General features: G+C 47.1%; 19 protein-coding genes. 1 reads left to right on the forward strand and 18 read right to left on the reverse strand.

Annotated elements, in window-relative coordinates; all coding sequences use genetic code 11:
* Positions 1-40 precede the first annotated feature (40 nt).
* The 9 genes from ACRRU2_RS18975 to ACRRU2_RS19015 form a co-directional block, all read right to left on the reverse strand.
* The gene (locus ACRRU2_RS18975; RefSeq protein WP_432504089.1) at positions 41-1,870 is read right to left on the reverse strand and encodes an FAD-dependent oxidoreductase; all 1,830 of its coding nucleotides are present in this window, start codon (positions 1,868-1,870) and stop codon (positions 41-43) included.
* Positions 1,857-2,702: a hypothetical protein gene (locus ACRRU2_RS18980; RefSeq protein ID WP_432504091.1), complete on the reverse strand. Its 846-nt coding sequence runs from the start codon at positions 2,700-2,702 to the stop codon at positions 1,857-1,859. The genes ACRRU2_RS18975 and ACRRU2_RS18980 overlap by 14 nt, the downstream gene beginning before the upstream one ends.
* A 139-nt stretch (positions 2,703-2,841) precedes the next feature.
* Positions 2,842-3,771: a dihydrodipicolinate synthase family protein gene (locus ACRRU2_RS18985; protein WP_432504093.1), complete on the reverse strand. Its 930-nt coding sequence runs from the start codon at positions 3,769-3,771 to the stop codon at positions 2,842-2,844.
* 15 nt (positions 3,772-3,786) lie between these two features.
* Positions 3,787-4,965 (reverse strand): mandelate racemase/muconate lactonizing enzyme family protein, encoded by a 1,179-nt coding sequence (locus ACRRU2_RS18990; protein WP_432504096.1) that lies wholly within the window; start codon positions 4,963-4,965, stop codon positions 3,787-3,789.
* Positions 4,962-6,002, reverse strand: a complete 1,041-nt coding sequence (locus ACRRU2_RS18995; protein WP_432504098.1) for an aldose 1-epimerase — start codon at positions 6,000-6,002, stop codon at positions 4,962-4,964. Before ACRRU2_RS18995 ends, ACRRU2_RS18990 begins: the two co-directional genes overlap by 4 nt.
* A complete protein-coding gene (locus tag ACRRU2_RS19000) occupies positions 5,999-6,814 on the reverse strand; it encodes an SDR family NAD(P)-dependent oxidoreductase (protein ID WP_432504100.1) in 816 nt (271 codons plus the stop codon). The genes ACRRU2_RS18995 and ACRRU2_RS19000 overlap by 4 nt, the downstream gene beginning before the upstream one ends.
* A 285-nt stretch (positions 6,815-7,099) precedes the next feature.
* On the reverse strand, positions 7,100-13,249 hold the full coding sequence (locus ACRRU2_RS19005; protein ID WP_432504102.1) for an S-layer homology domain-containing protein: 6,150 nt from the start codon (positions 13,247-13,249) through the stop codon (positions 7,100-7,102).
* A 254-nt stretch (positions 13,250-13,503) separates the two neighbouring features.
* Positions 13,504-14,142, reverse strand: a complete 639-nt coding sequence (locus ACRRU2_RS19010; RefSeq protein ID WP_432504104.1) for a bifunctional 4-hydroxy-2-oxoglutarate aldolase/2-dehydro-3-deoxy-phosphogluconate aldolase — start codon at positions 14,140-14,142, stop codon at positions 13,504-13,506.
* Positions 14,135-15,127: a 2-dehydro-3-deoxygalactonokinase gene (locus ACRRU2_RS19015; protein ID WP_432504106.1), complete on the reverse strand. Its 993-nt coding sequence runs from the start codon at positions 15,125-15,127 to the stop codon at positions 14,135-14,137. Before ACRRU2_RS19015 ends, ACRRU2_RS19010 begins: the two co-directional genes overlap by 8 nt.
* A 382-nt stretch (positions 15,128-15,509) precedes the next feature.
* Between ACRRU2_RS19015 and ACRRU2_RS19020 the strand changes: the two genes are divergently transcribed.
* Positions 15,510-16,196, forward strand: a complete 687-nt coding sequence (locus ACRRU2_RS19020) for a TetR/AcrR family transcriptional regulator (RefSeq protein WP_432504108.1) — start codon at positions 15,510-15,512, stop codon at positions 16,194-16,196.
* Positions 16,197-16,360: 164 nt separating this feature from the next.
* Here ACRRU2_RS19020 and ACRRU2_RS19025 read toward each other — a convergent pair whose 3' ends face one another.
* The 9 genes from ACRRU2_RS19025 to ACRRU2_RS19065 all read right to left on the reverse strand — a co-directional run bounded on the left by ACRRU2_RS19025 (position 16,361) and on the right by ACRRU2_RS19065 (position 25,605).
* A complete protein-coding gene (locus ACRRU2_RS19025) occupies positions 16,361-16,957 on the reverse strand; it encodes a TetR/AcrR family transcriptional regulator (protein ID WP_432504110.1) in 597 nt (198 codons plus the stop codon).
* 46 nt (positions 16,958-17,003) lie between these two features.
* Entirely contained in the window at positions 17,004-17,783 is a 780-nt protein-coding gene (locus ACRRU2_RS19030; protein WP_432504112.1) for a DNA alkylation repair protein, read from the reverse strand.
* Between the two features lie 13 nt (positions 17,784-17,796).
* Positions 17,797-18,225: a VOC family protein gene (locus ACRRU2_RS19035; protein WP_331699038.1), complete on the reverse strand. Its 429-nt coding sequence runs from the start codon at positions 18,223-18,225 to the stop codon at positions 17,797-17,799.
* An 88-nt stretch (positions 18,226-18,313) separates the two neighbouring features.
* Positions 18,314-19,537 (reverse strand): MFS transporter, encoded by a 1,224-nt coding sequence (locus tag ACRRU2_RS19040; RefSeq protein WP_432504114.1) that lies wholly within the window; start codon positions 19,535-19,537, stop codon positions 18,314-18,316.
* A 296-nt stretch (positions 19,538-19,833) separates the two neighbouring features.
* Positions 19,834-20,652, reverse strand: a complete 819-nt coding sequence (locus tag ACRRU2_RS19045) for a MerR family transcriptional regulator (RefSeq protein WP_432504116.1) — start codon at positions 20,650-20,652, stop codon at positions 19,834-19,836.
* Between the two features lie 220 nt (positions 20,653-20,872).
* Positions 20,873-21,253: a VOC family protein gene (locus ACRRU2_RS19050; protein WP_432504119.1), complete on the reverse strand. Its 381-nt coding sequence runs from the start codon at positions 21,251-21,253 to the stop codon at positions 20,873-20,875.
* The gene (locus ACRRU2_RS19055) at positions 21,246-21,713 is read right to left on the reverse strand and encodes an SRPBCC family protein (RefSeq protein WP_432504171.1); all 468 of its coding nucleotides are present in this window, start codon (positions 21,711-21,713) and stop codon (positions 21,246-21,248) included. Before ACRRU2_RS19055 ends, ACRRU2_RS19050 begins: the two co-directional genes overlap by 8 nt.
* A 55-nt stretch (positions 21,714-21,768) precedes the next feature.
* On the reverse strand, positions 21,769-22,356 hold the full coding sequence (locus tag ACRRU2_RS19060; protein WP_432504121.1) for a TetR/AcrR family transcriptional regulator: 588 nt from the start codon (positions 22,354-22,356) through the stop codon (positions 21,769-21,771).
* Positions 22,357-22,605: 249 nt separating this feature from the next.
* Complete coding sequence (locus ACRRU2_RS19065) at positions 22,606-25,605, reverse strand: InlB B-repeat-containing protein (protein WP_432504123.1); 3,000 nt, start codon at positions 25,603-25,605, stop codon at positions 22,606-22,608.
* Positions 25,606-25,616 lie beyond the last annotated feature (11 nt).

Below are 25,616 nucleotides of genomic sequence, written 5' to 3' on the forward strand. Positions count from 1 at the left end.
CACTATCATAACGATTCCGGGATTGTCATATTTCTCAACTTTATCGATGTTTTTTCAAAATTTTTAGAAATTTAGTTTGTTCGATTGCCCGGACTATGACATGATTCATAGAATAAGGAGGTTCTCCACGGTCGGATAACATAATCGTTAAGTCCAAATCTTTGCGCTCAAGCAGCTTGCGGTATGCTTCCGCAATTTCCAGACGCAGATCGGAATGGCGTTCGCCAATTCGCGCCAAAGCCATGACGGAGAATGAGATGTATTGAAAATAAACCTCCGCTTGCTTTGTTTCGCTCGGTAATTCCAGTATGCCGTATAGTTCTTCCACTGCTGCTCTATTCGCCAACATTCCTAATAGAAAAATAGCTGCATAGCCTCGCGCATAGTTGCTTCTATGCGGCACAAACGAATCATGCTCGCGAACCATCCGGCGCAGTAATGGAGCCGCCGCCTCATCCCCTGTCATAGCAAGCGCGAAAACGCTATGTCTGCCAAGATGCTCCTCCGGCTCTTCCTCCATCCATTGCTTCAGTTGCGGACGCATGCTGTCTCCGAGTACCGTCGCCGACCAGATCGCCAGACCCGGCTTTGCACTGGCCAATCCTTGCCTGATCTCATCCGGATCGGTGAGCCATTGCACGACCAGATGCGTTGCGTCGTCCTGGGAATAGGCTTCTTTCATCTGCACATGCTCACTTCGCGTAAGGCAGCCTGTTTCTTCAAGAAGATCCAGTAATTTCGTGTAAGAAACCTGTTTCAAGGGTACTTGCTCTTTAATTGATAAGTAAGCGATGGCGGCAGCGGCTTCGCCAGACTTCTGCATATCCCGCTTCATCCGTACACACGCGGCAATATCATGATCGACTGCCATGCATCTGCCCGCAACCAACAGCCCTTCAATCCCCTTCGGAATTAAAGCGCCTAGCGGAATCGGTACCTTGAAGTTGTAACCCAACATACCGCTTACCACAATCCATTGTTGCTGGAGTTCACTTTCGAATGCGACGTCCTTGCTGTGATTGTCCAGGTTGGCATATGCAAAAAATAACGGTTGTGCGGTATGCTTGCCCTTTATATAATCGGCGAATGTGACATTCTCTTCCCCTTCAATAAATCGTCCTTCTCGGATGCCAAGCATTGGCGAAGTACGCAGCAGCCGGCTCTCCTCTTCATAAACGTCTCTTAAATGCGTAGGAGCAGTCGCTGATTCAAGAATGGCTCGCGACAGATCTTGCGGATCTCCCTGATTGACATAGCCTGAATCCACATGCCCATACCGTACGCGCCCATTATCGATATAAACCCATACATTGGAATAGGGCTGCGCTTGCCCTTCAAATTCGCGTCCCCGCTTGAAGCGGCCCCCCGCAAGCCCGCTGACCTCTGCTTCGCTGGTACAATCTATTACAATCTTCGATTCTGCGACAAACCGGCCTTCGGCGGATATCCACTCAATTCCGCATAGCTTGTTTCCGCGTATAAGCGCGCCTATGACCGTGCTTCCATAACGAATATCGACACCGGCCTTGGCCGCTTCTTGTTCCATCACGGCAAGCTTGGCTTCCCCGTTCACGCCGACGGCTGGAGTAAAGCAGCCCCTTTGCAGCGTTTGCGCCTGAGCATCCAGTTGTTCGTAAAGGCCGCCTTTTGAGCCGAAATAATATGTCCAGACGGCTCCGACTGTTCCCGTGCCCCCCATCCCGTGCAGCCGCTCTATTGCAAGCACCTTTAATCCTTTGCGCGCTGCCGCTATCGCCGCTATGGCGCCTGCAGTGCCCAAACCGGCAATAATGACATCGTAGCAGCCAATCAGCTTACCGGTGAAAGGTTCCTTTCTAATCATGCCATCATACTGTCTACAGATTTCCATTTTCGTTATCCACCCCCAAGCTTCGATATACAAAACCATGCTCCATAGCCAGCAACGGATGATCATACCCGGCAGACGGGAGCCAATGCCAACACTCGCCTAACTGGCGGGCTCCAACCGGTACTCGATACTCAAGTTCAGTCGCTGTTGCGGCAATCGTCCACGGTTGCAGCGAAGCGGGCCGCGATGCCCAAAACCGTACCAGAGCATCTCGCGCAGCAAGCCAATCCTCTTCGGGGGCTATCCGCCATTTAAGGATGTGTTCCGAAGCAAACCTCCCTTGAACCAATTCCACGGAAGGGTGCTCGAGTGAAGGAAGCGCAAGTTCGGGATCATTGGCCAAAATATAGGCGTTCAAGCTTCTCGCTACAGATTCCAAACGCTCACCCGGGCAAGTCGCCCGCCGTGATGTCGTATCCAAAATATTAGATACTGTAAACACCTGCCAACCCGCCGCATTACATATCGTTACCTCGTAACCCCGCTCATGGGGCTTAACCGCAACGATTTCGGTCAACAGCAATATTGAAGCTTGCGCATCCAGCAGCTTCCGGCACAATACCGGATGAAGAGCCGGAAGATGAAGCGGTCCTCCCGCAGGCTCGATCAAATTACGGGCGACAAGTTCCTCGTTTATATTTCTTCCGAAATGAGTACTGAGTGACAAGCTTCCCGGTTGGCCCGGGTTAATGGCCTCGATATACTCTCCGCCCACCATTGCTGTCCGCTCCACAATGAGCGCATTGTCTGGCGAAGCGAGCAGCGCGCCTACCCCGCTGAATGTAGCTCCACAGATCAATGTGTTATAATGTCGATCCTTATCTTGTATCATGTTTTTCCTCTCCTAACCTGATTCACTCAATCTTGGCATCAAGGCACGGGTACTTACCGGTTGAAAAAAAGCAACCCTGCCTCGATGACCGACGTGACGTTGCACAGACGTTCATCGAGCAGGGATATGCGGTTGCTTGTTATTCCGATCGATTCCAATTCAATGCAAGCGGATTTAAGCCTTCAAGCGTTTCCAGTACTTCCCTGCGCAAAAGATCGTCGATCGGCGCATTCGGATTGCGGACATACGCCGATTCGATAACGCCTCCCGCCTTAAGTACTTCTTTATGTACTGCCATCGCGTAGCCACCGGCTATCGTCCCAATGCGAATGAACGGAAGATATTTGTAAAACAGCTCCCTCGCCGCTTCATGCTGTCCCGCCGTGAACAGTTGATAAATTTGTACACAAGCGTCAGGGAATTCGCATGCCGGCATAATCCCCTTCGCGCCACGGCATAATTCTTCATAGTAATACATACCATTCAATCCGCCGAAGACAGTTAAGCGCCCTTCGGATTGTTCAATCACTTCCGTTATTTTGACAGTTGTCGGCGGCGCTTCCACCTTCACATACGTAATGTTTTCAAAAGACTTCGCGAGCTGAACCATCGTACCGACCGGAATACTGACCCCACTGGCAATTGGCGCATCCTGCAGCATGATCGGAATGTCCACTGCTTGCGAGATTGCGGCAAAATATTCAAACATCCGTTTGCCATCCGGCTTAATCATATACGGCGGGAGCACCATAAGCGCGTCCGCGCCAGCCCGCTGCGCCCATTTGCTCAGTTGAACCGCACCCTCAAGACCTGTATGTCCGCTTCCGAATACGAGCGGAACTTTCCCCTTTACCTCATCCACGACAACTTCAGCAATGAACTCCCGTTCTTTATCGAGCAAGGCATACATCTCGCTCGCATTGCCGAACAGCGCAATTCCGTCCACCTTGGCCGCTAGTTGGAAACGCACCAGCTCGCGCAAACTGCGTTCATCAACTTCTCCAGTACTGGTGAAAGGTGTTGCCAAAATCGGGTATACACCCTCTAATTTGATCTGTGTATGTTTCATCCCCATCTCATCTCCCTACTTCACAGTAAATTGTTCAGTTACAAACTTCATTAAGGAAGGCTCGTCTATCTCCACGCCTAATCCCGGATCATCTGGAACAATACATTCGCCATTTTCAAATTTGTATGATGCCGTAGAATATAGTTCACTTGTCTTCAGTCCATTGGGCTGGTATTCATAGATCAGGAAATTGGAAATAGCAGCAGATATATGAATCGAAGCCGCATGGCCAATCGCCTGATGTACACTTAAATGCGGACCGAACTTCACATGATGGGCTTCCGCCAGATGGGCGATGCGCATCATCTCCGTAATGCCATTCCTCCCGATATCCGGCTGTACAATTTCAGCGGCGCCGCTCGAGATCCACTCTTGAAACGTATATATCGTGCGCAGCGGTTCTCCTACTGCTATAGCCACATCTACTGCCTCGGCCAGTTTGCGGTGGCCCGACAGATCCTCGAATGTAATCGGTGTCTCGAAAAATATCGCATCCAGTTCACCTAGGGCCCGTCCCAGCGTGTAAGCTTCCGTATGAGTCAGCTTGCCGTGCGCATCGTACATCAGATCCACTTCATCGGCCCCGTACTTGCCCCGCACAGCTTGCAGCACCTTCAAATCTGCAGGAGCGCCTTGGCCAAAGCTGTGGATTTTGAACGCATTGAAGCCTTGACCCATCAACCGATCAATATGCTCCAGCTTCTCTGCCGCACCCGCTCCCGGAACGCTGGAGCAATAGCATCTCAGCTTGTCGCGATATTTGCCGCCCAGCAACATATATACAGGCAGGCCCAGCATCTTGCCCTTCATGTCCCAGAAAGCGATGTCAAGCCCTGCCATTGCATCGACCAGATATCCGCCCGTGTAACCTCGCTCGCGCAGCGTATCCAGCATCCTGTCCCAAAGAACCTGGTTATTCATTGGATTTTCGCCCAATACCAACGGCGCCAGATGATATTTCAAAATCGAGGCTACCACCTCAGGATGGGTAGGAGCCAAAATCTCTCCCCAGCCTACAATGCCTTCGTCGGATGTCAGCTTGACGAACACGGTCTCCATGTTCGTGGAATATACACACGATCGTCTGCCTTCATTAATAAAGTAAGACTCCGTAATAAAGCTTCGATTACTTCTATCGACGGGACCGCTGGGCGGGATTTTCACTACATAAACATCAACACTAACGATTTTCAATTTACTGCCTCCTCGTCCATGCGCTTCGCAGTTATAGTCCAATTCAAACGCTTCTTTCCATAGGGTGCCAATTCCATAACTCCCGTCTCCGCTGGCGGCAATGAAAGATTAAAAGCGTTAGGTACACATGTATGGGGCTCCAGCGAGACGGCTTCCCCCCAATCAGGGAAAAAAAGCACTAGCTTGGAAAAACAACGGTCCACCTCAAAAGCAATATTCACCTTCCTTGCCCGATCGGCAATACGGCATACATATGCAGAGGGAGACGGAGCGCCTTTCTCCAAGCAGTCCGGCGACCCCACATCGCCTTCGCCGCATTCCAGAAAGAATAACCTTCCCTCCACCTGGCTCCAAGCGGTTCCCTCTTTCAGCTGCTCTGCCGTGGCACGATCTGTTGAAAGAGCGAGCGCATGCCCCGATTGATCTTTATCCCACTCCGCACGGGCAGGAATTTGCAAGCTCACTTGTTCCTTGCTTCCGAGCGTCTGGAAGTAAGGATGGAAGCCAAGCGCGAATGGTGCGTAACGCTTGCCGTCATTTTGGATACACGCCTCCATAGATAACACTCCATCAAGCAACGTGTAGGTCAGGATATAGGTTAAAGCTTGCGGGAAGTATGCGAAACGCTCTGGATCATCCCGATAAGAATAGCTGGCCTGGATATACGCCCCCCTCTCATGATCCGCGCCAATCTGTTGCATTTTCCAAGGCAGCCTGCAAATCTCCCCATGCAGATGATGGGCCCCTCTATTGAGCGGAAGCTGGTAGCGCACCCCGCGGTGCTCGAAAACGCCATTTTCCGTCGAACCCGGCAAGCTCAATATCGGAATTCCATAACGAGTAGGCCGTTCCCGAAGTGCTGCAAGCGACGGCGGGGAAAGGATTAGCTGTTGCCCCTGCCATATAAATCGCATGACGTTCATGCCGCAGGATGCCACAATCTCAACTAAACTCACAGTCGTCCTATCGCGCAATTGATAAACGGTTTCGCCATCCTGTTCATACCGATTCCATTCATACCGCTGAGCGCTGTTCAAGCTTCAATCCCCTCCAAGCGATATTCGCCCTTCTTCCAGCGTTCGCGCAAATCCGGGCGAATGAGGGCAGTCGGATTGAGCAGCGACAACCCGCCGTCAACGACGAGATTGATTCCTGTAATAAAAGCGGACAGCTCGGAAGACAGAAACAGAGCGGCGTTTGCAATATCATTCGGACGCCCGGTGCGCCCTATCGGATAGCAATCCACCTCCAGCTTATATTTGGGGTCGTTCATTCTCGCCTGAATTTGTTCTTCTGAGCCTGTCCTTCCCGGGGATATACAGTTTGCTCTAATACCATATGCCGCTGCTTCAAGCGCCAATTGCTGGGTGAACGCAATGATCGCGCTCTTCGCCGCCGAATAGACCGGGAAACCAGGCACCATGCGAATGGCATTAATCGAAGACATATTTACAATAACCGGAGCGCACGACTGCTTGAGAAGCGGCAAAGCGTATTGGCTGCATAAGTAAACGGAAGTCAAATTCAGACTTAACATCGTGTTCCACTCCTGCAGTGTCAGCTCTTCAATCTTCTTCCCTCTTGTGACACCGGCATTATTGATTAAAATATCGAGCCGATCAAGCCCCTCCATAACCCGCTTTACGGCGTCCTCGTCCGTCACATCCAACAGAACAGCTTCTATCCCGGAATAACTTTCGCCGAGCGTGTCTGCGACTGCTTTTAATTTCCGCTCATCCACATCGGCGATGACTACCTCGCAGCCTTGCTTGACGAACAGCTCGGCAATCGCCGAGCCTAAAATCCCTGCCGCTCCGGTGATCAAAGCTTTCTTGCCATTCAACAACATATATAGCCACTCCTCAGGATTCGCGAATAGACGAAGAGGAAGAAACCGTACGGCCGATCGAAAGGTGTCGATTAATTGTGGATAGGGCAACAAGCAATAGAAAGGGGTGCCACTGCGATCAAGATTGGGATTCCGACCGCTGTTCGCTTCTCCATTCCCATTCTTGCTCTCCGTTCCCCTTTCTCATTGCTTATCAATCGTTGCCCACAATTAATCGACAGTCTCGATCGGCTTACTAAATCGGTTCCCAGACTTCCTCAATCGTCGTTCCTCTCAACACTTTCCTTATAACGGTATTGCTAAAGCTCTAACGATGATGGCGATTGCCTCGGCTCGCGTCGCTTTCCCGCTTGGGCGGAAGCTGCCATCAGGATACCCCTTTGCAATGCCTTGTTCCGCTGCCCATGCTACGGCAGCTTGAGCCCATGAAGATATGTTGGCAGCATCCGTAAACGTTGCCCGCACTTGATTTGCCTCAGGAATCTTATGCAACCGCATGATTATGACCATCATCTGCTCTCGCGTAATACTGTCGTCCGGACCGAACCTTGACGTACTTAATCCGTTAATAATGTTATTTGCCAAAGCTGCGTTGATGGCAGGCTGCGCCCAGTGGCCGGTAATATCATCGAATTGCCCGGGGCTCGCACCATCCAGCTTGAAGATGCGGACAATCATGGTGACGAACTCCGCCCGGGTCATACGCTGGTCAGGTCTGAAAGTATTGTCTGGATACCCCTTGATTAAGGATTGTCCAGCCAATTCTTTAACCTCTTTCTCCGACCAATGTCCTGCTAGATCAATAAATTCTACCGGCTGCTCCGTATGCGACGGACCAGGAGTTGGCGTTACTTCCGGGCTCGGCGTGTGAGTCGGGCCAGGTGTTGGTGTTGCTTCCGGCGCCGGCGTCGACGTATGAGGCGGCTGCGTCACAACCGGAGCGTTGTACACCCGGAAGCGCCGAGACGTCATACTGGTTTCATTGCCTAGAAGATCCGCCGACTGAATATGCAAATACCAGTCTCCGTTTGTTCCGCTAACAGTCAGTTCCTCGTCGCTGGCGAAGGACTGCCAGTTGGCGTTTGCGTCCGGCGCATTTGAGCCGGTCGTCCAAATATAGCGCAACGTGCCGGGAGCAACTCCGCTGCCAGAATCCATAATCGTCACAGCCGTCGTTGGCTTGGAAACCGTTGTTTCGCTGCCATCCGGCGAGAACTCAACGACTGGCCCGGTCCTATCGAGCATGAAGCGTTGCGAATGGGCATGAACTATTTTTCCCATAATATCTGTCGTGCGAACATGCAGGAACCTCTCCCCTTCGCCTTCAGATATCTCCAAGGTTGCGTCATTTGTGAACGACTGCCAGCTCACCTCTGCCTCTTGCAATGTCTCATGCGGCGACCACACATACTCTAGAGTCGAACCGCCGCGCTCGACATGAACCACTGCCGCTGCGGAACGTTGCCAGGACTCATTTCCATTTGGGCTGAAGGCGATGCTAGGCGAAATATTGACGAAATTGTGGAGTTGCGCTGCGGCATAAGCCTCTGCCGATGATTCCGAATAGCCGAAGACGGTTAACCCCTGAGGATTGCTCGTGAATAACCCTTCGCCTAAGATGGTGTCTGTGCCGCCGATAACCACTTTCGTCAGCGCATTCAAGCGAAAAGCAGCATCATCAATACGCGCAACACTGCCCGGAATCGTGACACTTGACAACTGATTGTCCCGGAAAGCCGAATGTCCAATGTGAGTCACGCCCTCAGGAATGCTGACTTCGATCAATTTCTTATTCTGGAATGCGGAATTGCCTATCCTTGTCACCGGCAAACCTGCAATCGTGCCGGGAATATGTGCAATCCTTGTGCCCAGAAATCTTGTAATAGTGACGGTCTGCTCAGCCGGGTCGATTGTATATTCAAATTCGTCCTTCATCAACGCTTCACTGTTCCGCCATGTCCCGCCCAATTCGGGATGCAGGGTGAACCAGAAATTATTGTCGGAGGCCTCATACACCGCGCGCGCCACGCGCGAGGTAGGCCGAACGATCAAAATATAATTGCTGCCGCTGCTCTCAGCGCCCACTATCATCGTGTCCAACGGAAGAATAGTGCCGTTCGCTTTATTCTGAATCTCCCCGGAAAGGCGGTAACCGTTCAGCATCTTGGGCATGGTCAGCGTGAAAGGCAGGGAACTTTTAGGTACAGCAATACGCAATAGATTCAATGAAGGGTTCTGCCCAATAATATTCGCCCCGAATTGAATTGGCTCAGCCAAATTCAATTCCGGCACAACCAGCTCAAGATCCAGCGAGTATTCCGTCAATTTGTAATTTTTCCGCGGCACCTCATCTGTCGCCTTAACGACTAGAACAGCCTCGCCATTTGTCCTGACTTCAGTAGCTATAATTGCTGAATCCAGATTCAGAACGGTCTGGTCCGTCAAACTGGAAATCGTGCCCGCTAAATGATAGCCGACCAAACTGTCGGTAGAAATCTCGAATGGAAAATCGCTCTGTCTAACGACAATCCGAATCGTATTGTTAGTTATGTTTTCTCCCATATTGACGACTGTAATCGGATACTGATCCCGATCAAAGCTGATCATCGAGTGCGGCATCGCTACCTCCAGGAGAATGTCATAGTCCGCATAGGTGCCCAGCGGTAACTGAGCGTTCCCTTCCACAACCACGACCATCGTCCTGTTCGTCCTCATTTCATTGCCTACAACTTTACTGTTAAGGGTCATGGAAAGGCCATTCGTACGATTTCTAAAGCTCGCTTTGACTGGCAAACCCGCGAGAGAATTTTCTGTAGCCACATACGGATAAAAATCCTCTATTGCCACGACAAACCGATGCGTATTCGAACTCGGATTGTTGCCTGTCTGCATCACCCAGCTTCTAATATTTACACCGTCGGTTGCAGGCTCCTCACCTATTGTTATTCCAGACTGGCTAAAGCTGTTAACTTTCAATGTGCCGCCGCCCATCGCTTCAGCCGCTCCAGCCAAATTCTCCGCCGTCAGCTCATACTCGAATGCAGCGTTCGGATCGTCAACTTTAATCAAAAACTCAAAAGGATAGCTGTCCTTTGTAACCGTACGAGTTTCTTCGCCAATGTTATAAGTCATTGTAAGCTTGCTCGTTGTTTTATCCATATCTGTGATGTACACATAAGCATGATAGCTGTCAGGGGAAACTTGAAGCACATAGCCCTTCCCTCTAGTATGCTCAGATACCGTATCTTCCGTTTTATCGGAAAACTCGTAATCGGTATTGGCATAAACAGGCGTCTTCACTGTAGCCAGACCGTTCAATACAACCGACATAATCCCTTTAGACGGAATAGTTAAATTGAACTCACCATTGACAACTTCAATGCTGGACTGATGGCCTTGTGCATCGTACACTGTTGCGGTACCCGTATAGCTGGAATCCGGGTCTACCTTCTCTCCAAGCTTGATCGTTTCCGTCAGGTCGCGATTCCCTTCATTCATCAAGGCAACGCCTAGTACGCCTTCTTTCCTGGCTGCAATATAGTCGATCTCAACACTGTTCGGCTCTACAATACCGCGGTCAAGCCATAGCCACATCTCATCTTGATCGTAGAACTTGCCGGGCGCATGCCCATATTGATTCGAGATAAAATACGCATAACCCGACTGGTACAAAGACGGAAATGCGATCTGCTGCTCCGACTTGGCCCAGGCGCTGTTAATTAAAAATTCCTCTAGCATCGTAATAAATACAGGGATGTGATGCCAATACACAGAGGTATAATCCGGTCCTGCATACGGATAATTTTCCTTCATCTGATGATAGATTATCCGATCCTGGTAATAGCCAGCGTAATTTCCGAAACGTCCGAGAATTGCGCTTCTGGCCATCGTATTAAAATAGTCGTCGCCTGTGTACTCCGCCAGCCGAATTAGATTGCCGGCCCAATTGTTCATCGTAATGACATTGCCATGCCCAGGCGTCCCAGCATGCTCCGTCCCCATGCCAGCGCGCGAGCTGACCCAGCTCGGTGCAGTTTCTTCCTGTATGGCGGGACCAGAAATTTGAGGCGGATTGGCCTGGCCGTCCGGGTTGCCGAGACGCCATTGCCGATCTCCGTGCCACCAGAATGTATAATTGTCTGCAAAGAGCATGCGGTCCCCGGTTTCGGGAAGAACGGTGTATTCCGTTTCCATCAGGTCGCCATGATAGCCTGTCGTCCATAGACCCGTCATTAGCAAATGGGCGTTTTCTTCTGCAGCATCAAGGAATCGCTGCTCCCCCGTAATTTCGTAAGCACTTAACAACGTCGCTACCATCGGAATGTAATCCCCGTATACAAAACCGTCTATGAATCTTTTTTCGCGATTCGCTCCTGTATTGGGATGGTTCTGGATATAATGATCCGCCAATTCGATTACTTTATCGCGGTACCGTTCATCGCCGGTATACTTATAGAGCGCGCCCTGATCGGTCACGCCTGCGAAGTTCGGCCCCTGCGACGCGAAATTAAGCGCATAATCCAGCAAATATGGAACGCGGCCTTGTGTCATCTCGTACAAGCCGCTAAACACCGCGGTTGAATATTGTCTGACGGGCCCTCCCATTGGCGTCGGCAAAACGCTGGAATAATTTGCCCCGCCTTGGCTGTCGGTAATTTTATAATGCGAATTCAAACGGTTCATCATGAACACAAGCGTTGGAATCGCCCTTTTGTCGAGCAGTTCTTCATTCTCTGTCAGCAGATAACGCTGCAATGCCGCCATCCCATTGGCTGTTGTGGTCATATCCTGTTCTTCCATGTTGTAATGCGCCATATTGACGGAATCCCAGCCGCCGAAGTCATCGTCCATCATCAGATCGGTGGCGTTATAGATCGCTTCGTTAACAGAGTGAAAATAATTCGAGCGGACATCCTTAGCGTTATACAAATCCTCCGCAACGTGCTTGAAGGTGTCATACCAGGAGCCAGTCTCGTTAATGATCCGATACGAAACCGAATAGCTGCTGCCCGCGTCAAATTCACTATGCTCTGTGCCGAACATCGGCGCGGCAAGCTGCGGTCGGACGTCCCCTTCGGGTCCGCGGAGCACCAATGCATAAGCAGATGTATCCGGGAAGGCATATTGCTGCGGCACGGAGTTTGGATCCAAGGCGATGCCGGATGTTACTTCCCTGCCTTGGAACCGCCCATTTCCTTCCGCATAATGCAAGGTGGCCATCGGCGTGTACAAATACGATTGCGGGATCATAACGGGCTTGTCCGGCACGTTTTTCTTCACATAAAGCATGGGAGCCGTAACCGTCTCGTAGTCATCATAATTCGTCTCATTCCCGCTAAACAGCATGAACGAATAGACTCCGTCCTTCGTAAATTCGGCATTGAGCGTCACCTTAGGGTCATAGCTCAATTCATCGAATTCGAACAGCACCTGCAGCTGAGTCTCCGCATCCGCAAAGCTGAGCTCAATCTTGTTTTCATCGATTTGTGTGAAGTCTGTCGGAATATACCAGATGGGAATGCCGGTTCGGAAAAAATTCCCGACAGCCATCCCTACTTTATTCCCGCCGAGCTCCAGCTCTTGCCGAACCATGGCAAATTGGTCGTCCTGCCCGACAAATTCGCTGCTAACTGCTTGCATCATCAAAAAGCCGAATTGCTCGGTTTTCTGTTTGACCGGCAGCCAGTTTTCTCCGTCCTTGATGAAAATCTCATTCTGAACGATTGCTCCATTCTCCCCATTCCCTTGATAAAACACGACTCTCGTCTTGCCATTCTCGATCATCGCCGTTTTTATCGGAACAACGTCCGCTTCCGCCCATTCCGGGAAGTTGGCAGAAGGCAGCCATCCGAACGGATCTTCCGGCGGGGCAATTTGCGCCAGCAGTTCCTTGTCCTCCGGCGGCACAAAATCCAGATCTTTGGTTAAAAAGAAACCTTCGCTTCTTGCATAAAAACCTGATGTGTCGATCAGAGATAGTTCATGGCCGCCCGCATTCAGCTCGAATTCGCCGACTTCCGACCAGCGAAAGCCTTCCTGGCCGTGGGTGCCAAACACTTTATCAATGCGTACCCCATCCACCCCTACATGAAACGATCTTGTCCCTGGCTGATTTGTCGCATAATCGCGATCGCGCACCCAGAGCTTATAAGTTCCGGTAGATTGCACATTCACAATCGCTACAGCAGGCTCGCCGCCGTCGCCGCCATTGGCCTCGCCGGGTGTAGAAGCAGTCGCGCGCCCTGTCACCCAATCCCCGGTCAAGCTCCATACGCCGTAGGAGTTGAAATTATGAGGTGTAATGTAATAGTGCAGCTTCTCTGCGACTTCTTCCGCTCCGGCAGCCTGGGCACTGTCACCAAAGCCGCCGGGAACAACGGTTAGTTGCGAAACAAACAATATCATGGCCAAAAAAGATAGCAATCTTCTTTTCATATGTACCTCCTATTTAGCATTGAATTGATTCCAAACAACTTAAACCTAACGATATTCCGACCGCTTTCGCTTATTTCCGCCCCCCTTTTCAGGTTACAGCTTTCCTACATTCTAAAAAAAATGGCCATCTATTATTTTTAAAATCTTTTGAATTCCTATTAATATTTAATGAAACTGTAGAAGCTGTCGATTAATTGTGGATAGAGCAACAAGCAATAGTTGCCCACAATTAATCGACAGCTTCCTGTAAATCGTCAAGATATCTCTCTTAGCTGTTGAATAAGTTGCAAGGCATAATCGGTCAACTTCTCGTATTCATGCTTGCGCACCCATTCCTTATTGATCAGACTGCCTCCTACCCCCGCTCCGATCGCTCCAGCCTTCTTGTAGGCTGTGATATTGTCTACACCAATTCCGCCTACAGCCAGCATAGGAATATGACTAAGAGGTCCTTGCAGTTCCTTTATATAGCCGACCCCCAGGCTTGTGCATGGGAATACCTTGACCAGAGATGCACCGAAACGGACGGCTTGAACGATCTCGGTAGGCGTCATCACACCAGGCAATGGCATTATTCCACGGGAGATTGAATACCGGATCATACCTTCATCCACATTCGGAGAGACTAAAAATTGCGCCCCGGCCTCAATCGCCTCGCCAGCCATATCTTGGTTGAGCACAGACCCCGCACCAACCCACATACGGTTGCCATACTGTTCACGCATGCAGCGTATCGCTTCTAAAGCTTGGTCCGTATTCAAGGTAATCTCCGCTATTCGGATGCCGCCTAGATAGAGCGCTTCGAACACTTCCTTGATCTGCCCGAATGGAACTCCGCGAACAATCGCGACAATTTGATATTCTTTTAATTGCTCAATGGTGAGCTTACTCATAGACTTTCCCCTCCTTATACTTTTGGTACAGGAAGGCGGCACCCTTAGCGCTCAATTCATCAGACAACTCCTCGGAAATGATTGTAACCTTCAAATGGGGGTAACGCTCCTGCACAATCGGCTGAAATATCGTTGGGAACAACGGCTTTCCATAAAAAACAACCTGTTTTGTTTCCGCCGTTAACAGATCACTCAACATGGCCAGATCCAATGACAATAGGGCACCCAAGAATAATCCCGTCGCCTCTTGCTTGTCCCGTCCATCCATAACTTGCATTACGCGGGAGCTGAACAAGGCCCGTCCGAAGCCCGACTGCTCAGCAATGGCAAGTCCGGTGCGAACATCCTCTAGCCGCAGCTCCATCTCCGCGGGGGCAATCAGACTGCTCTTCAATATTGTGCCTTGCAGGATTGCCATCATAAGCTCGCCTGTAATGGACGTTGCGCAGCGCAGAATCTTGCCGCCACCCAGCAAAATCCCTTTATGATGCGAGCCGTAATGCATAAACAATACCGGTTCATGTGCTGCCTGTCCCAAATATGACAGATAACCAAAAATCTCGGCCTCCTCGCCGCGCATCATATCCTTTTGAGAGAGTCCGGCTTCACCCATGAAGCCGGTCTTCACTCCTGGTATGAACAGAATCGGCTTGTCCACAATTGCCGGGAAGCTGCGACTGACCATCGCTGCTGCGACTTCATCTATACCAACTGGCGCCGATAGATGAGGGATTTCAGTTAAGCCGATATTGGATGTGATCATGCCCGAAGCGATGATTGCCTCTATATCATGCAAACTAACGCCATTGTTTTCCACAACCTCCAGAATCGCCTCCTGCAACGCTTGCTCCAAAACTTCTTTATCACCGGTAACGGCAACATCTTTGGAACCAACGCTTCGATGAATAGCAGCAATTACCCGATCTTCTTTTATTAGTCTTACCCGGCTGTTTGTTGTTCCTGAATCTATGACAAGCAACTTCATATGGCGTGCCCCTTTCGTGACTTTTCTATTACACCATTGATTCTATCTGTCATCCCGAATCGTTATTATTAATATTTATAGATTTTCTATCGTTTTTTTTCGATGTTACATGCAACACAAAAAACACCATGTGACATGATCACAAAGGCTTGCTCACGGGTAATAGAATCATCAGGTCTAAAACGTTCCGTCCTGATAACCCAGTATCAACTTATACTTGGATGCCGTTTGTATTTCATCTGCCTACCATTCATTGCCAGTAATATCCGTATAGGCTGACGAAGTCTTATCAAGCTTTAATCTTAACGCACGCACCATAATAGCTGAAAATGTTGCATAACATGTGTTACATAACATATGTATTATAAAGGAGTGAACATCAATGCCGCCAAAACCGAAATTTTCCAAAGAACAAATCATAAATTCTGCTTTCCACATTGCCAAAATAGAAGGACTCGATAAAATCACGATTCGAAAAGTAGCGGATCATTTGGGCGGCTCCAGCGCCCCTATTTATGTCAACTTCAATGATGTAGGGGAACTCAAGCGGTCAGTCATTCATAAGATTGTGGATTTGAGCCAGCAAATGCTCCGGGAATACCGATCGGGGAACCCTTTTAGAGATATTGGGATTGCCAGCCTTAAAATGGCGATAGAATATCCTGTATTAATTCGGGATTTCGTTCTAAAACCGAATGATTACTTAAAGGATTACAAGGAAACGATCAAAAAATTCAAACCAAAGTACAAACTGATCGCTTGGGTTCAAAATATATTTATCCCTCCAGCTTCCTATATGGTAGATAAATATTTTAAGATTTGTACAGAAGAACAATTTAATCATACAACAGGGAAACTTTTCAACGATAAAACCGAGATCATGTTACCATCACCGAATGAATATCCTGGTTTTATCAAGCAAATGAAACAAATTTTTGGCACCAGTGTTTACCCTGCTTACACAGAAAATTCTAACGTCAGCGATAAACTGTGGGCATTATGCGCAGAGCTTACTGGAAATCCAATGATTGCTTATGAGAAGCATAATCTTGACCCAAAGATTGAGTAAGAACTCTCTTCGATCATATCAGCATATCTCCTCGACTGTATTTATCTCTTAAGATAACGGTGATGCGTAACGTGCATGCGTTTTATTGCAAAAAAAAAGAGGACGTCCACTTTAATACGCCCCTGACATTTTATGTTTTAGATTGTTAATCAAACAGAATATATTTAGCGAAGTGTATTTTTCTTAAATCCATCTAAGAAAACGGAAAAGACGTTCATTATTTCATCTAAAGTTTTCGGCTGTGCGGATTCATTGGCAAGCCAGAGCGCCATCTCATTCAAGCCGCCTGAAATAAAATAAGTTAGCACATCGAGGGGAACCATTTGTAGATCTCCTTGCCTTTGCATGATATCAAGCTGCTCTCTCAATAAACGCATAGAGTGGTTCTTATCCATTTCTCTCCATGTTTCCCAGCCTAGAATCGCCGGACCATCTATCAGCATGATTCGTCTATTGTTCTCTTCAACGGCAGCCATAATAAAAGCGCGGCAACCTAAGTAGAGCTGCTGCCATGAATCTTCGCTTGTCGCGGCTTCACTCTCCACTCTTCCGGCGACCTCCCGCTGGACATCCTCCAATACAACCCGAAACAATTCCTTCTTGCTGCGAAAATGATGATAAACCGCCCCACGCGTTAGTTTCGCTTCATGAACGATCGATTCTAACGCCGCATTCGCATAACCATACTCGGTAAAATGCATTCTTGCGATTTCAATCAATTTGCGTATTGTTTCTGTTGTCTCCGCTTTGCTTCTCCTCATGATCAACAAATTCTCCATTCATCAGGCATTTATGATCTCAAAAATGCTACAGATCCTTCACCATTGCCAACGCATCCGTATCTCCAGACTTCACTAACGATCTTAAGGCGTGGCGGACCATACTCGGGCCATGCTCCCTGCCATTACACAGCTTATCTGCTATCCATTTTATAGTGACCGATTTGTGATCCTTAGTCAAATCGTTTAAATGATTGGCTACAGAACGTCTGACATAGCTCGAATAGTCATCTAACAAAGGCTCAAGTAAAGTAAGATTGCAGAAGGGATCTCCGCCGAGGACCTCCATCTTCCTCGCCCAAGGAAGACGAGGACGGGTCCCTTCACTAACCAAACGGCGCACATGGAAATTAGGATCATAAGACCAGGCTTTAAGTGTCTCCACACATGCTTCCGGGTAACGGTAGAGATAAGGGCGGATTGCATATTCCGCGGTATGGCGCTTAGTAATTTCATACAATGCGTCCATAGAAGTCCGAAAATGCTCCAACCCATATATCTCCACAAAGTTAGCAACAGGCATGAGAAAGTAACCTTCAGTGAACATTCCCTGATCACTTTCATTTTCCGGACCGAGTATTTTTAACAGAATTTCAACCTGATCGGGATAGCCTAATGGTAATGACCGATGCAGCTCTTCAGCAATCAGCCGGACTCTCGCCTTCAATTCCAGCGGACCCACATTCTTCTCCACAGCACTAACAAAATTGGTTACCGGGAAGTCGGGATAGGAGGGCTTGATCAGCTCGGCCAGTCGTACAGCCAGCTCTGCTCCAAAGTAATTTTTCAGCGGTATATACGATCCCAATAATATCGGCCCCTTATTTCCAGACTTCTTCGGTATATTGGCTGTTAAAATCATTTGTCGGAGGGATGACGCTAATGACATCAATCAAGACTCCATTAGGGTCGGAAGTAATGAAATGCCGCTGTCCAAAATCCTCGCTTCGGATATCAAGCTCAAGTGGAAGCTTAGCTTCCTTAATAAGTCTTTCATATTCTGCATCGACATCGTTAACTTCAAAGTTAAGGATCAGCCCTCTTACTTTCGTTCTATACGCGTCTGGAATGGTCGGATGTGCCGCATCGAGAATAGCTAACTCGAATGGGATTTCATTACCGGACATTTTCAAGCTTACATACCAATCTGCCTCAAAAACCATCTCGAATCCGAAGTGCTCCATGTAAAATGCGGCCGTGACTGCAACTTGCTCTGATAAAACAACCGGATAAAAACTGGATACTTTCATTTAAAAACTCCTCTCAGTATGGTAGGTTTATTATACATACATACTGTATGTATGTAAATAAGTAATTTAAAATGGTGGATTATCTCGTTCAGCCGATACGTCTTTCTAATTCTGCGGCATAATCCGGAACAGCATCCGTCGCTGGTGAGGATCTGCGGCCCAAGAGATAACTTATAAATGTCATCAACGAAGCCGCAACCGCAATAAATCCGCCAATCCAGGAAACATCGATAAGCCTCATATTTGCGGCAGCAAATCCGCCCAAGGAGGAGCCAAGCGCAATGCCAACGTTTATGGATACAGGATTCAGCGACGATGCCAGATCTTTGGCAGCCGGATAATGTTTATCCGCCAAGTCAATGAAATACAACTGCATAGTAGAATTCATAATATAAACGACAAGGGCCATAAACGATATGCTTATAAGAGCTGTTACGATCGAATGAGATGATACATAAAGCGACGCAAGAATAACAGCCTGCAGTAGAAACGCATACCTTAGTGTTTTAATACCATTGCGGGCTGCGATTTTTCCGCCAAGCAACGTACTGAATAGGGAAACGACTCCGTACAGCAGGAACACAAGGCTAATATATCGATCCTGAACAAGAAGCACCTCTTTCATCAGAGGAGTTAAATACGTATATACAGTATAAGTCGCTGCAATGCTTAGCGTCGGAATAAAAAATGCGATTAATATACGTGGATTTCCTAACAAGCGTACTTGTTTTACTAGTGAGCCTTTCGTTCTATGCAGCCTCTTCGGAATTGTTATCGAGCAGCTGATTAAGGAAATGATCCCTAATAATGAGGTGAACCAAAAAGCTGAATGCCAACCGCTCCATTGTCCAATAAAAGTTCCAAGAGGTACTCCAATGACACTTGCTACTGTAAAACCTGCAAAAATGATCGCAATCACTTTACCCCGCTTAGCAGCCGGTATCGTTTCGCTGGCAACAGACATGGCGAGCGCAATTAAGACTCCAGTCACAATAGCCGTGAGAATTCTGGACAGTATAAGCAGCGTGTAGGTACCAGATAATGCGGTTATAACATTTCCCGTAATAAATACCGCAATCAAAATGAGCATTAAAGGATATTTTGAAAATCGACTAAATATTGCCGTCAAGACTGGTGTACCTATTGCAAAGGATAGGGCAAAGGCTGATACCGTTGCTCCTGCTGTTGACAGGGCAATATTCAAGTCCGCTGAAATTTCATTTAAAAGCCCCACAATAACAAATTCACTCGTTCCCAGCACGAAGGTCAATAAAAATAAATTTAAGGTCAACTGTTTTTCTTTCGCAGTCAAAAGAAAGCATCTCCTTTCTACATACATGTAAATCCACACGCTGTTGAGAAACTCGTTTGGAAACTCTAACGAATCCTAGCATGCTTATTGACTGTAAAACGCTACTCAAATTAGCATTTGTTCACAGATAGCGCCTCTATGATTCGTAAGAATTTCAAAAGGGGTGTTTTATGTTAAATAGCTTCTTGAATATTCGTTACAAAATGGACAGCCTCTCGAGCGCCCGCTTTGGTCTATTATCCGGACTATTAAGCAACAGTAGAGATTTTTCAACAGCCTGCAACCCAGCGTTTATGTCAAGCTCTTTCAACGGCAATCTGTATTTCGGCCACATACGCTTGTGGATCCGTCAATTTTTCATGGAGAATACAGATTTCGCGCCTCGGTTCATTTTCCTTCATTCGATAACCATTTCGTTCGATCCACACCGCCAGCTCCGTGCTTGCAGTACATTGACTTGTTATCCGGCAATGATGGATAAGCGTAGCCATCGTCTGGGCCTTCGGCAATTGTTTTACCGTAAATGGATAACGCTCCGGTATATCTTGGGTAAGCACTCGTGCCACTTCAATGTCTATCTCCTCCTCGCTTTCCTCACAGCCATGCCAAAGCACCATTCGGGACAGTGAAGATTGCCCGTAACGCTGCAGATAATCGTCCAGCTGCCGAAATAGCTCAGGAATTTGCCGCAGCGAGATTTTCTTCCGGTATGACAGTATGGTCTGTGATTCAATCTCTTTCAGAACAACATCATGCGACGTCGACTGATCCATCCCCTCCTGTTCAATGTTATTTAGACGTTCCCTGATTCGATCGAGTCTGGCCTTCTCCTTCTCCAAAGCGATTTGAATTTCATTTTGTTTGATCAAGAACATTCCCCTGATTTGGTCAAGCGGAATATGTTCGTTCAACATCCGGCGAATTTCCTCCAGAGAGAATCCCAATTCCTTAAAGGCCAAAATACGATGGAGCTGAAACATTTGGTCAGCTGAATAATATCTGTATCCTGTAAATTTGTCAGTATGATCCGGTTTGAGCAAATCTAACTGGTCATAGTAACGCAGCGTCTTAACAGAAACCTGGCTAATCTTCGAAAACTCGCTTATTTTAAACATGTGTCCCATCCCTTTGCAAACAAATTGTCTATTGCACTTTTGTCTTTACCGAGTATATCCTTCCAGTTGAGGGGAAAGTCAAGCGTAAGGATTTTTAGCTATTTACCAGTAGTTTTCATGCGAACACTCTAAGCTCACTAAAACAAAGTAATGACTGTAGATGATATTTTAGATTCACAAGAAAAAAGACATGGAGAACGGGCTCCATGCCTTTGAAAAGCTAATTTAATCGATGTACCATTTCATATTTATTTCCGCAAGGATCTTCAAAATAAACTGCGTAATAAGTTGGGCTAATCGGGAATAAACGAGGGCCGTCATTTATAGTACCGCCATTTTCCTTGACCAGCTTCGCAATACGATCGACCTCTGCCTGACCATCCGCCCAGAATCCAATCATATTGTGATTTGGCTTATGTTCCCGGTCTTCTGTAATCGCAAAATAAGCTGCACTAGGCAATTCCCCATCAGCAGCATATACTTTCCAATTCAAGCTGTGAAAGGTTCTTGTGAACCCTAATTCCGGAAGAAGTGCTTCATAAAAAGGCATGACACTTTCTAAATGGTTCACTCTAAGATCAATGTGACTGAACTTATTCATAATTATCCATCTCCTCCTCATCATTTAGAGTGCTTATTTTCTGCCAGGTGGCGCTCAGCACGTGTTCCCAATGCAGCTTCATTTGTTCCCGCGTGTTCGGATGATCCAAATTTTCTTGATGGAAGCTGATCGTTGTTCGGTCAGGATGATTAGAAAGCAGCCGGATTTGCAGCGTAGACGGCTTCTCCCAATCCTTCTTGCCCCACTTTAAGCGAAGCTGCTTGAATGGCTTTACAATTCTGAGCTGACCCGAAATCCCCTCATCGGATGTAAAAACCTCACCCTCATTAAATGCTAGAGGAGATACATTTCCAATCCATAATTTTATCCCTTCAGGAGAGGTTAAAAACGACCATACCTGTTCTGGTGAAACTGGGAACGTCCTTCTAACACCGATTTGGAAACCTGCAGACGCCGTTTGACCAACAAGCTTGCGCGATTCAATATTCTGATGTTTAATAGTAACACCTCCGCTAAAATATTTGTTAGTACTCACTATCTTTCATTCGAAAAAATTAAGGCCTTAACGCCCTGACAAACAAATCGATGCTTGATTTCATAAAATCTTGCTTGGATTTTGTTGTAATCTCAGACTTGACAAACAACTGCGACATGAATGCTCCGTAATTCATCCACATGAAAGTGATCGCCTGCATCTCCGCATCAGTCGAAATCAGTTTATTCTTTTTCTGCATGTCTATGAAATAAGCCGTCAATAACTCCAATAGTTTCCGCGGATGCTTCTGTGCCTTTTCGCGGATTTGGGTCAATTCATTTTCGCTCAATACAATGAGGAACAATTTTCGGTTACGCTCCATAATTTCATGATACATTTGGCTAATCATGAGCAAGTCCGATCTCAAGTCCCAAATCACTTTCTCGTTAAAAATTTGGGTCATTTCGATTGAGTAATGATAATGGTCAACTGCTTTGTCCAACAGGTTTTGCTTGCTGCCGAAATTACGGAACAATGTCATTTCACTGACCCCTGCCGTTGCTGCAATCTCCTTCGTAGATACGCCCTTATAGCCTTTTTCAGCCATTAGATCTATTGCCGCTTGCATCAATTTGGCTTTATTGTCCAAGATCATCTTATTTCCCATACTTCCCAGCCCGATTCATTATTTTATAGTTAGTGCTAACTAACATGTTATCATAATATTATTAAACCGCTAGAATGTCAATATCTTCAAAGTATCCAGAAGAAACGCTGCGCGTCCTTGGCTAAGGAGGTACCGTTTCTCGGTGGAATATAGGAACAAGTATAAGTTGAAAAAATATACTTTCCTATATTTTTAAAGAGGGACTGTCCGAAATGCGGACAGCCCCTCTCATTCATTTTTTGCAGCAAGTTATAATTGAAGTGCACGTTTCATAAATGTTACAAATTGCGCGCGCGTAACTGGCTCTTCGGGTTTGTAATACCCGTTCTCACCTAATGCTAAGCCGTACGACTCCAAAGCAGCGATATAGGGATAACCCCAATGTGTTTTAGGCACATCTTGAAAAGTACTCTTTCCGCCTGTTGGCAAATTGAAGGCAATGACAAGAATCTTAGCCATTTGTGCCCGTGTAAGATGCTGGTCTGGATAAAAGTATCCATTCGCTCCTTCGAAAATACCAGCTAATGAAACTTTCATGATGGCCTCATAGTACGGACTATTGTTTGAGATATCATAAAAACGGTTCAGCGGGCGGTTTGGCGATAATTCCAGAGCTCTTGTGAACATTACCGCAACATGCGCTCTAATAATGGGATCATCCGGTTTAAACTCTCCGCCTGGATACCCTATTATAATACAACGGCTAGCCATATCTGTTATAGCGTTCTTCGCCCAATGTCTGGATATATCTGTAAACTTTGCAGAACATGCATGTTGTACAGGTTCTTCTTCTTGTATCGGTTCTGGTTCTACAGTGGGTTCAAGTTCTATAATAGGTTCTGAAGGTGTGACATAAATAATTTTCGACCATTTTGCGTAAAGTGTCATATCGGCTATGACGACATTCGTTGTAAAATCCCAAGCGAGTGTTAAGTCTTCATCTTTAAACCAGCCTGCAAAATTATATCCAGACTTTTTGGGATTTGCGGGTAGAACTGCACTTTCTTCAAATGCAACTCGTTGATCAGTTATTTCCGATCCTCCAGTTGTTTCGAAGCTAACCGTATATATCTCTTTTTCCCACTCAGCATAGAGGGTCATATTTTCTGTAACGACATCCGTTGCAAACATCCAAAGTGTTGTTAGTTCCTCATCCTTATACCAATCAACAAAGCTATAACCCGTTTTAATTGGGGGAGCAGGCAATACGACTTTATCATCGTACACTATCACTTGCTCTGCGACTGCTGATCCACCGTTCGACTGAAAACTTACCGTATACGTATTGGCCTTCCATTTCGCATACAGTGTCATATCCCCCTTAACCAGACCCGTATTAAAGTTCCAAGCCGTCGTTAAATCGGAATTCGTATACCAACCTGCAAATGTATGACCCGGTTTACTTGGGTTTGTCGGCGAAACGACTATGCCATCATAGGCTATAGTTTGGTCAGCTACCGCCGAGCCGCCATCCGACTGAAAACTTACCGTATACGTATTGACCATCCATTTCGCATACAGCCTCATATCCCCTTTAACCAGACCCGTGTCAAAGTTCCAAGGCGTCAGTAAAGTGGAATCCACATACCAACCTCCGAAGGTATGGCCCGCTTTGCCCGGATTTACTGGCGATGTGATCTGGTTATCGTAGACTATAGTTTGGGCAGCTACCGCCGACCCGCCGTTCGACTGAAAAATTACCGTATACGTATTGGCCGCCCATTTTGCATACAGCGTCATATTCCCTTTAACCAAGCCCGTCTCAAAATTCCAAGGCGTTGTTAAATCGGAATCTGTATGCCAACCTGCGAAGGTATGACCTGTTTTGCTTGGATTTGCCGGCGACGGGACTCTGTTATCGTACGCTATCACTTGCTCTGCGACAGTTGTTCCACCGTTTGACTGAAAACTTACCGTATACGTATTGGGAATCCACTTCGCATAAAGCGTCATGTTTCCTTTAACCAGATCTGTACCAAAGTCCCAAGGCGTCGTCAAACCAGAATTCGTATACCATCCTGCAAAGGTATGCTCTGCTTTGCTTGGGATTGTCGGCGATACTACTGAGCCATTGTATGCGATGGCCTGGTCCGCAACCGCCGTTCCACCGTTCGACTGAAAACTTACCGTATACGTATTGGCAATCCACTTCGCATACAGTGTGATGTTTCTTGTTACAATATCCGCATCAAAATCCCACTTGTTAATAAGCTCCTTTTCCTTATACCAGCCTTCGAGATTATGCTCTGTTTTATTTGAAGTGATTGCTGTTGTTGTTTGAGCAAAATCCACCTGCTTTGCAGCACCACCCGATCCTCCATTAGCATTAAACGTAACGTAGTTCCTCTGCCACGCTGCATAAATAGTCAGTGGAGACGCCGGGTTAGCCGTAACTGTTTTGTTCCAAACTTGTGCATACTCAGGGTCCGTATACCAATTATACAAATTACTATTCGTTGCATCTGAATACTGATAAAAAAAACCGCTATTAACATCCGCCATGTTATCTTCAAGAAGCGGCGTTCCTAAAAAAGTTACTAATTCTAGTGCGTTGTAATGAAACGCCTCTCTCTTCACAGTAGTTACAGTTTCTGGAATGACCAATTCTAATATACGATTGCCACTAAATGCAGAGTTGCCAATAATCCTCACACTGGCTGGAATGTCCAGAGAAATTAATTTGTTAGTGGCAAAAGCATACTCACTAATCTCTGCCAGACTATTAGACAAGCGCAGATCTACTAGTCTATTTCTCTGAAAGGCATACGCACCCAATTCAGTTACACTATCCGGAAGATGCAAAGCAGTCAGATCATTATTTGTAAATGCATTTTTACCGATCTTCTCTACACCATCATTAAGCGTTAGACTTGTTAATTTATTAAGTTGGAATGCTCCATGACCAATTTCTTTTACACTTCCCGGAATTTCCAGGCTTGTCAAAGGATTATTATAAAACGCTTTTGTACCTATCGACACTAATCCGTCTGGCAATTCCAAGCTCTGTATCGATTTATTTTGAAAAGCCTCGTCACCGATTGCCGTTACTGTTTTCCCATCCATTTTCTGCGGAATAACGACAAGATCTCTTGGAGCAGAATCCGTATATCCTGTAATCGTTACAGTTGTAGGATCAGCATTGTCAGTGTAATAAAAATCACCACTTTGATTATCTGCATGCACAGGCAAAATATTAAACGGTGCGATTAGAAATGCCATAACTAACAACATCATGCATGTTCTTTTCATAATAGCCTCCA

The sequence above is a fragment of the Paenibacillus sp. GXUN7292 genome (assembly GCF_050864975.1).
In the GTDB taxonomy this organism is placed as follows: Bacteria; Bacillota; Bacilli; order Paenibacillales; family Paenibacillaceae; genus Pristimantibacillus.

Excerpts from the sequence above, each read along its gene's own strand:
- ACRRU2_RS18975 (WP_432504089.1), bottom strand. The coding sequence starts at position 1,870 with ATGGAAATCTGTAGACAGTATGATGGCATGATTAGAAAGGAACCTTTC.
- ACRRU2_RS18980 (WP_432504091.1), bottom strand. The coding sequence starts at position 2,702 with ATGATACAAGATAAGGATCGACATTATAACACATTGATCTGTGGAGCT.
- ACRRU2_RS18985 (WP_432504093.1), bottom strand. The coding sequence starts at position 3,771 with ATGAAACATACACAGATCAAATTAGAGGGTGTATACCCGATTTTGGCA.
- ACRRU2_RS19000 (WP_432504100.1), bottom strand. The coding sequence starts at position 6,814 with ATGTTGTTGAATGGCAAGAAAGCTTTGATCACCGGAGCGGCAGGGATT.
- ACRRU2_RS19005 (WP_432504102.1), bottom strand. The coding sequence starts at position 13,249 with ATGAAAAGAAGATTGCTATCTTTTTTGGCCATGATATTGTTTGTTTCG.
- ACRRU2_RS19010 (WP_432504104.1), bottom strand. The coding sequence starts at position 14,142 with ATGAGTAAGCTCACCATTGAGCAATTAAAAGAATATCAAATTGTCGCG.
- ACRRU2_RS19015 (WP_432504106.1), bottom strand. The coding sequence starts at position 15,127 with ATGAAGTTGCTTGTCATAGATTCAGGAACAACAAACAGCCGGGTAAGA.
- ACRRU2_RS19020 (WP_432504108.1), top strand. The coding sequence starts at position 15,510 with ATGCCGCCAAAACCGAAATTTTCCAAAGAACAAATCATAAATTCTGCT.
- ACRRU2_RS19025 (WP_432504110.1), bottom strand. The coding sequence starts at position 16,957 with ATGAGGAGAAGCAAAGCGGAGACAACAGAAACAATACGCAAATTGATT.
- ACRRU2_RS19035 (WP_331699038.1), bottom strand. The coding sequence starts at position 18,225 with ATGAAAGTATCCAGTTTTTATCCGGTTGTTTTATCAGAGCAAGTTGCA.
- ACRRU2_RS19045 (WP_432504116.1), bottom strand. The coding sequence starts at position 20,652 with ATGTTTAAAATAAGCGAGTTTTCGAAGATTAGCCAGGTTTCTGTTAAG.
- ACRRU2_RS19050 (WP_432504119.1), bottom strand. The coding sequence starts at position 21,253 with ATGAATAAGTTCAGTCACATTGATCTTAGAGTGAACCATTTAGAAAGT.
- ACRRU2_RS19060 (WP_432504121.1), bottom strand. The coding sequence starts at position 22,356 with ATGGGAAATAAGATGATCTTGGACAATAAAGCCAAATTGATGCAAGCG.
- ACRRU2_RS19065 (WP_432504123.1), bottom strand. The coding sequence starts at position 25,605 with ATGAAAAGAACATGCATGATGTTGTTAGTTATGGCATTTCTAATCGCA.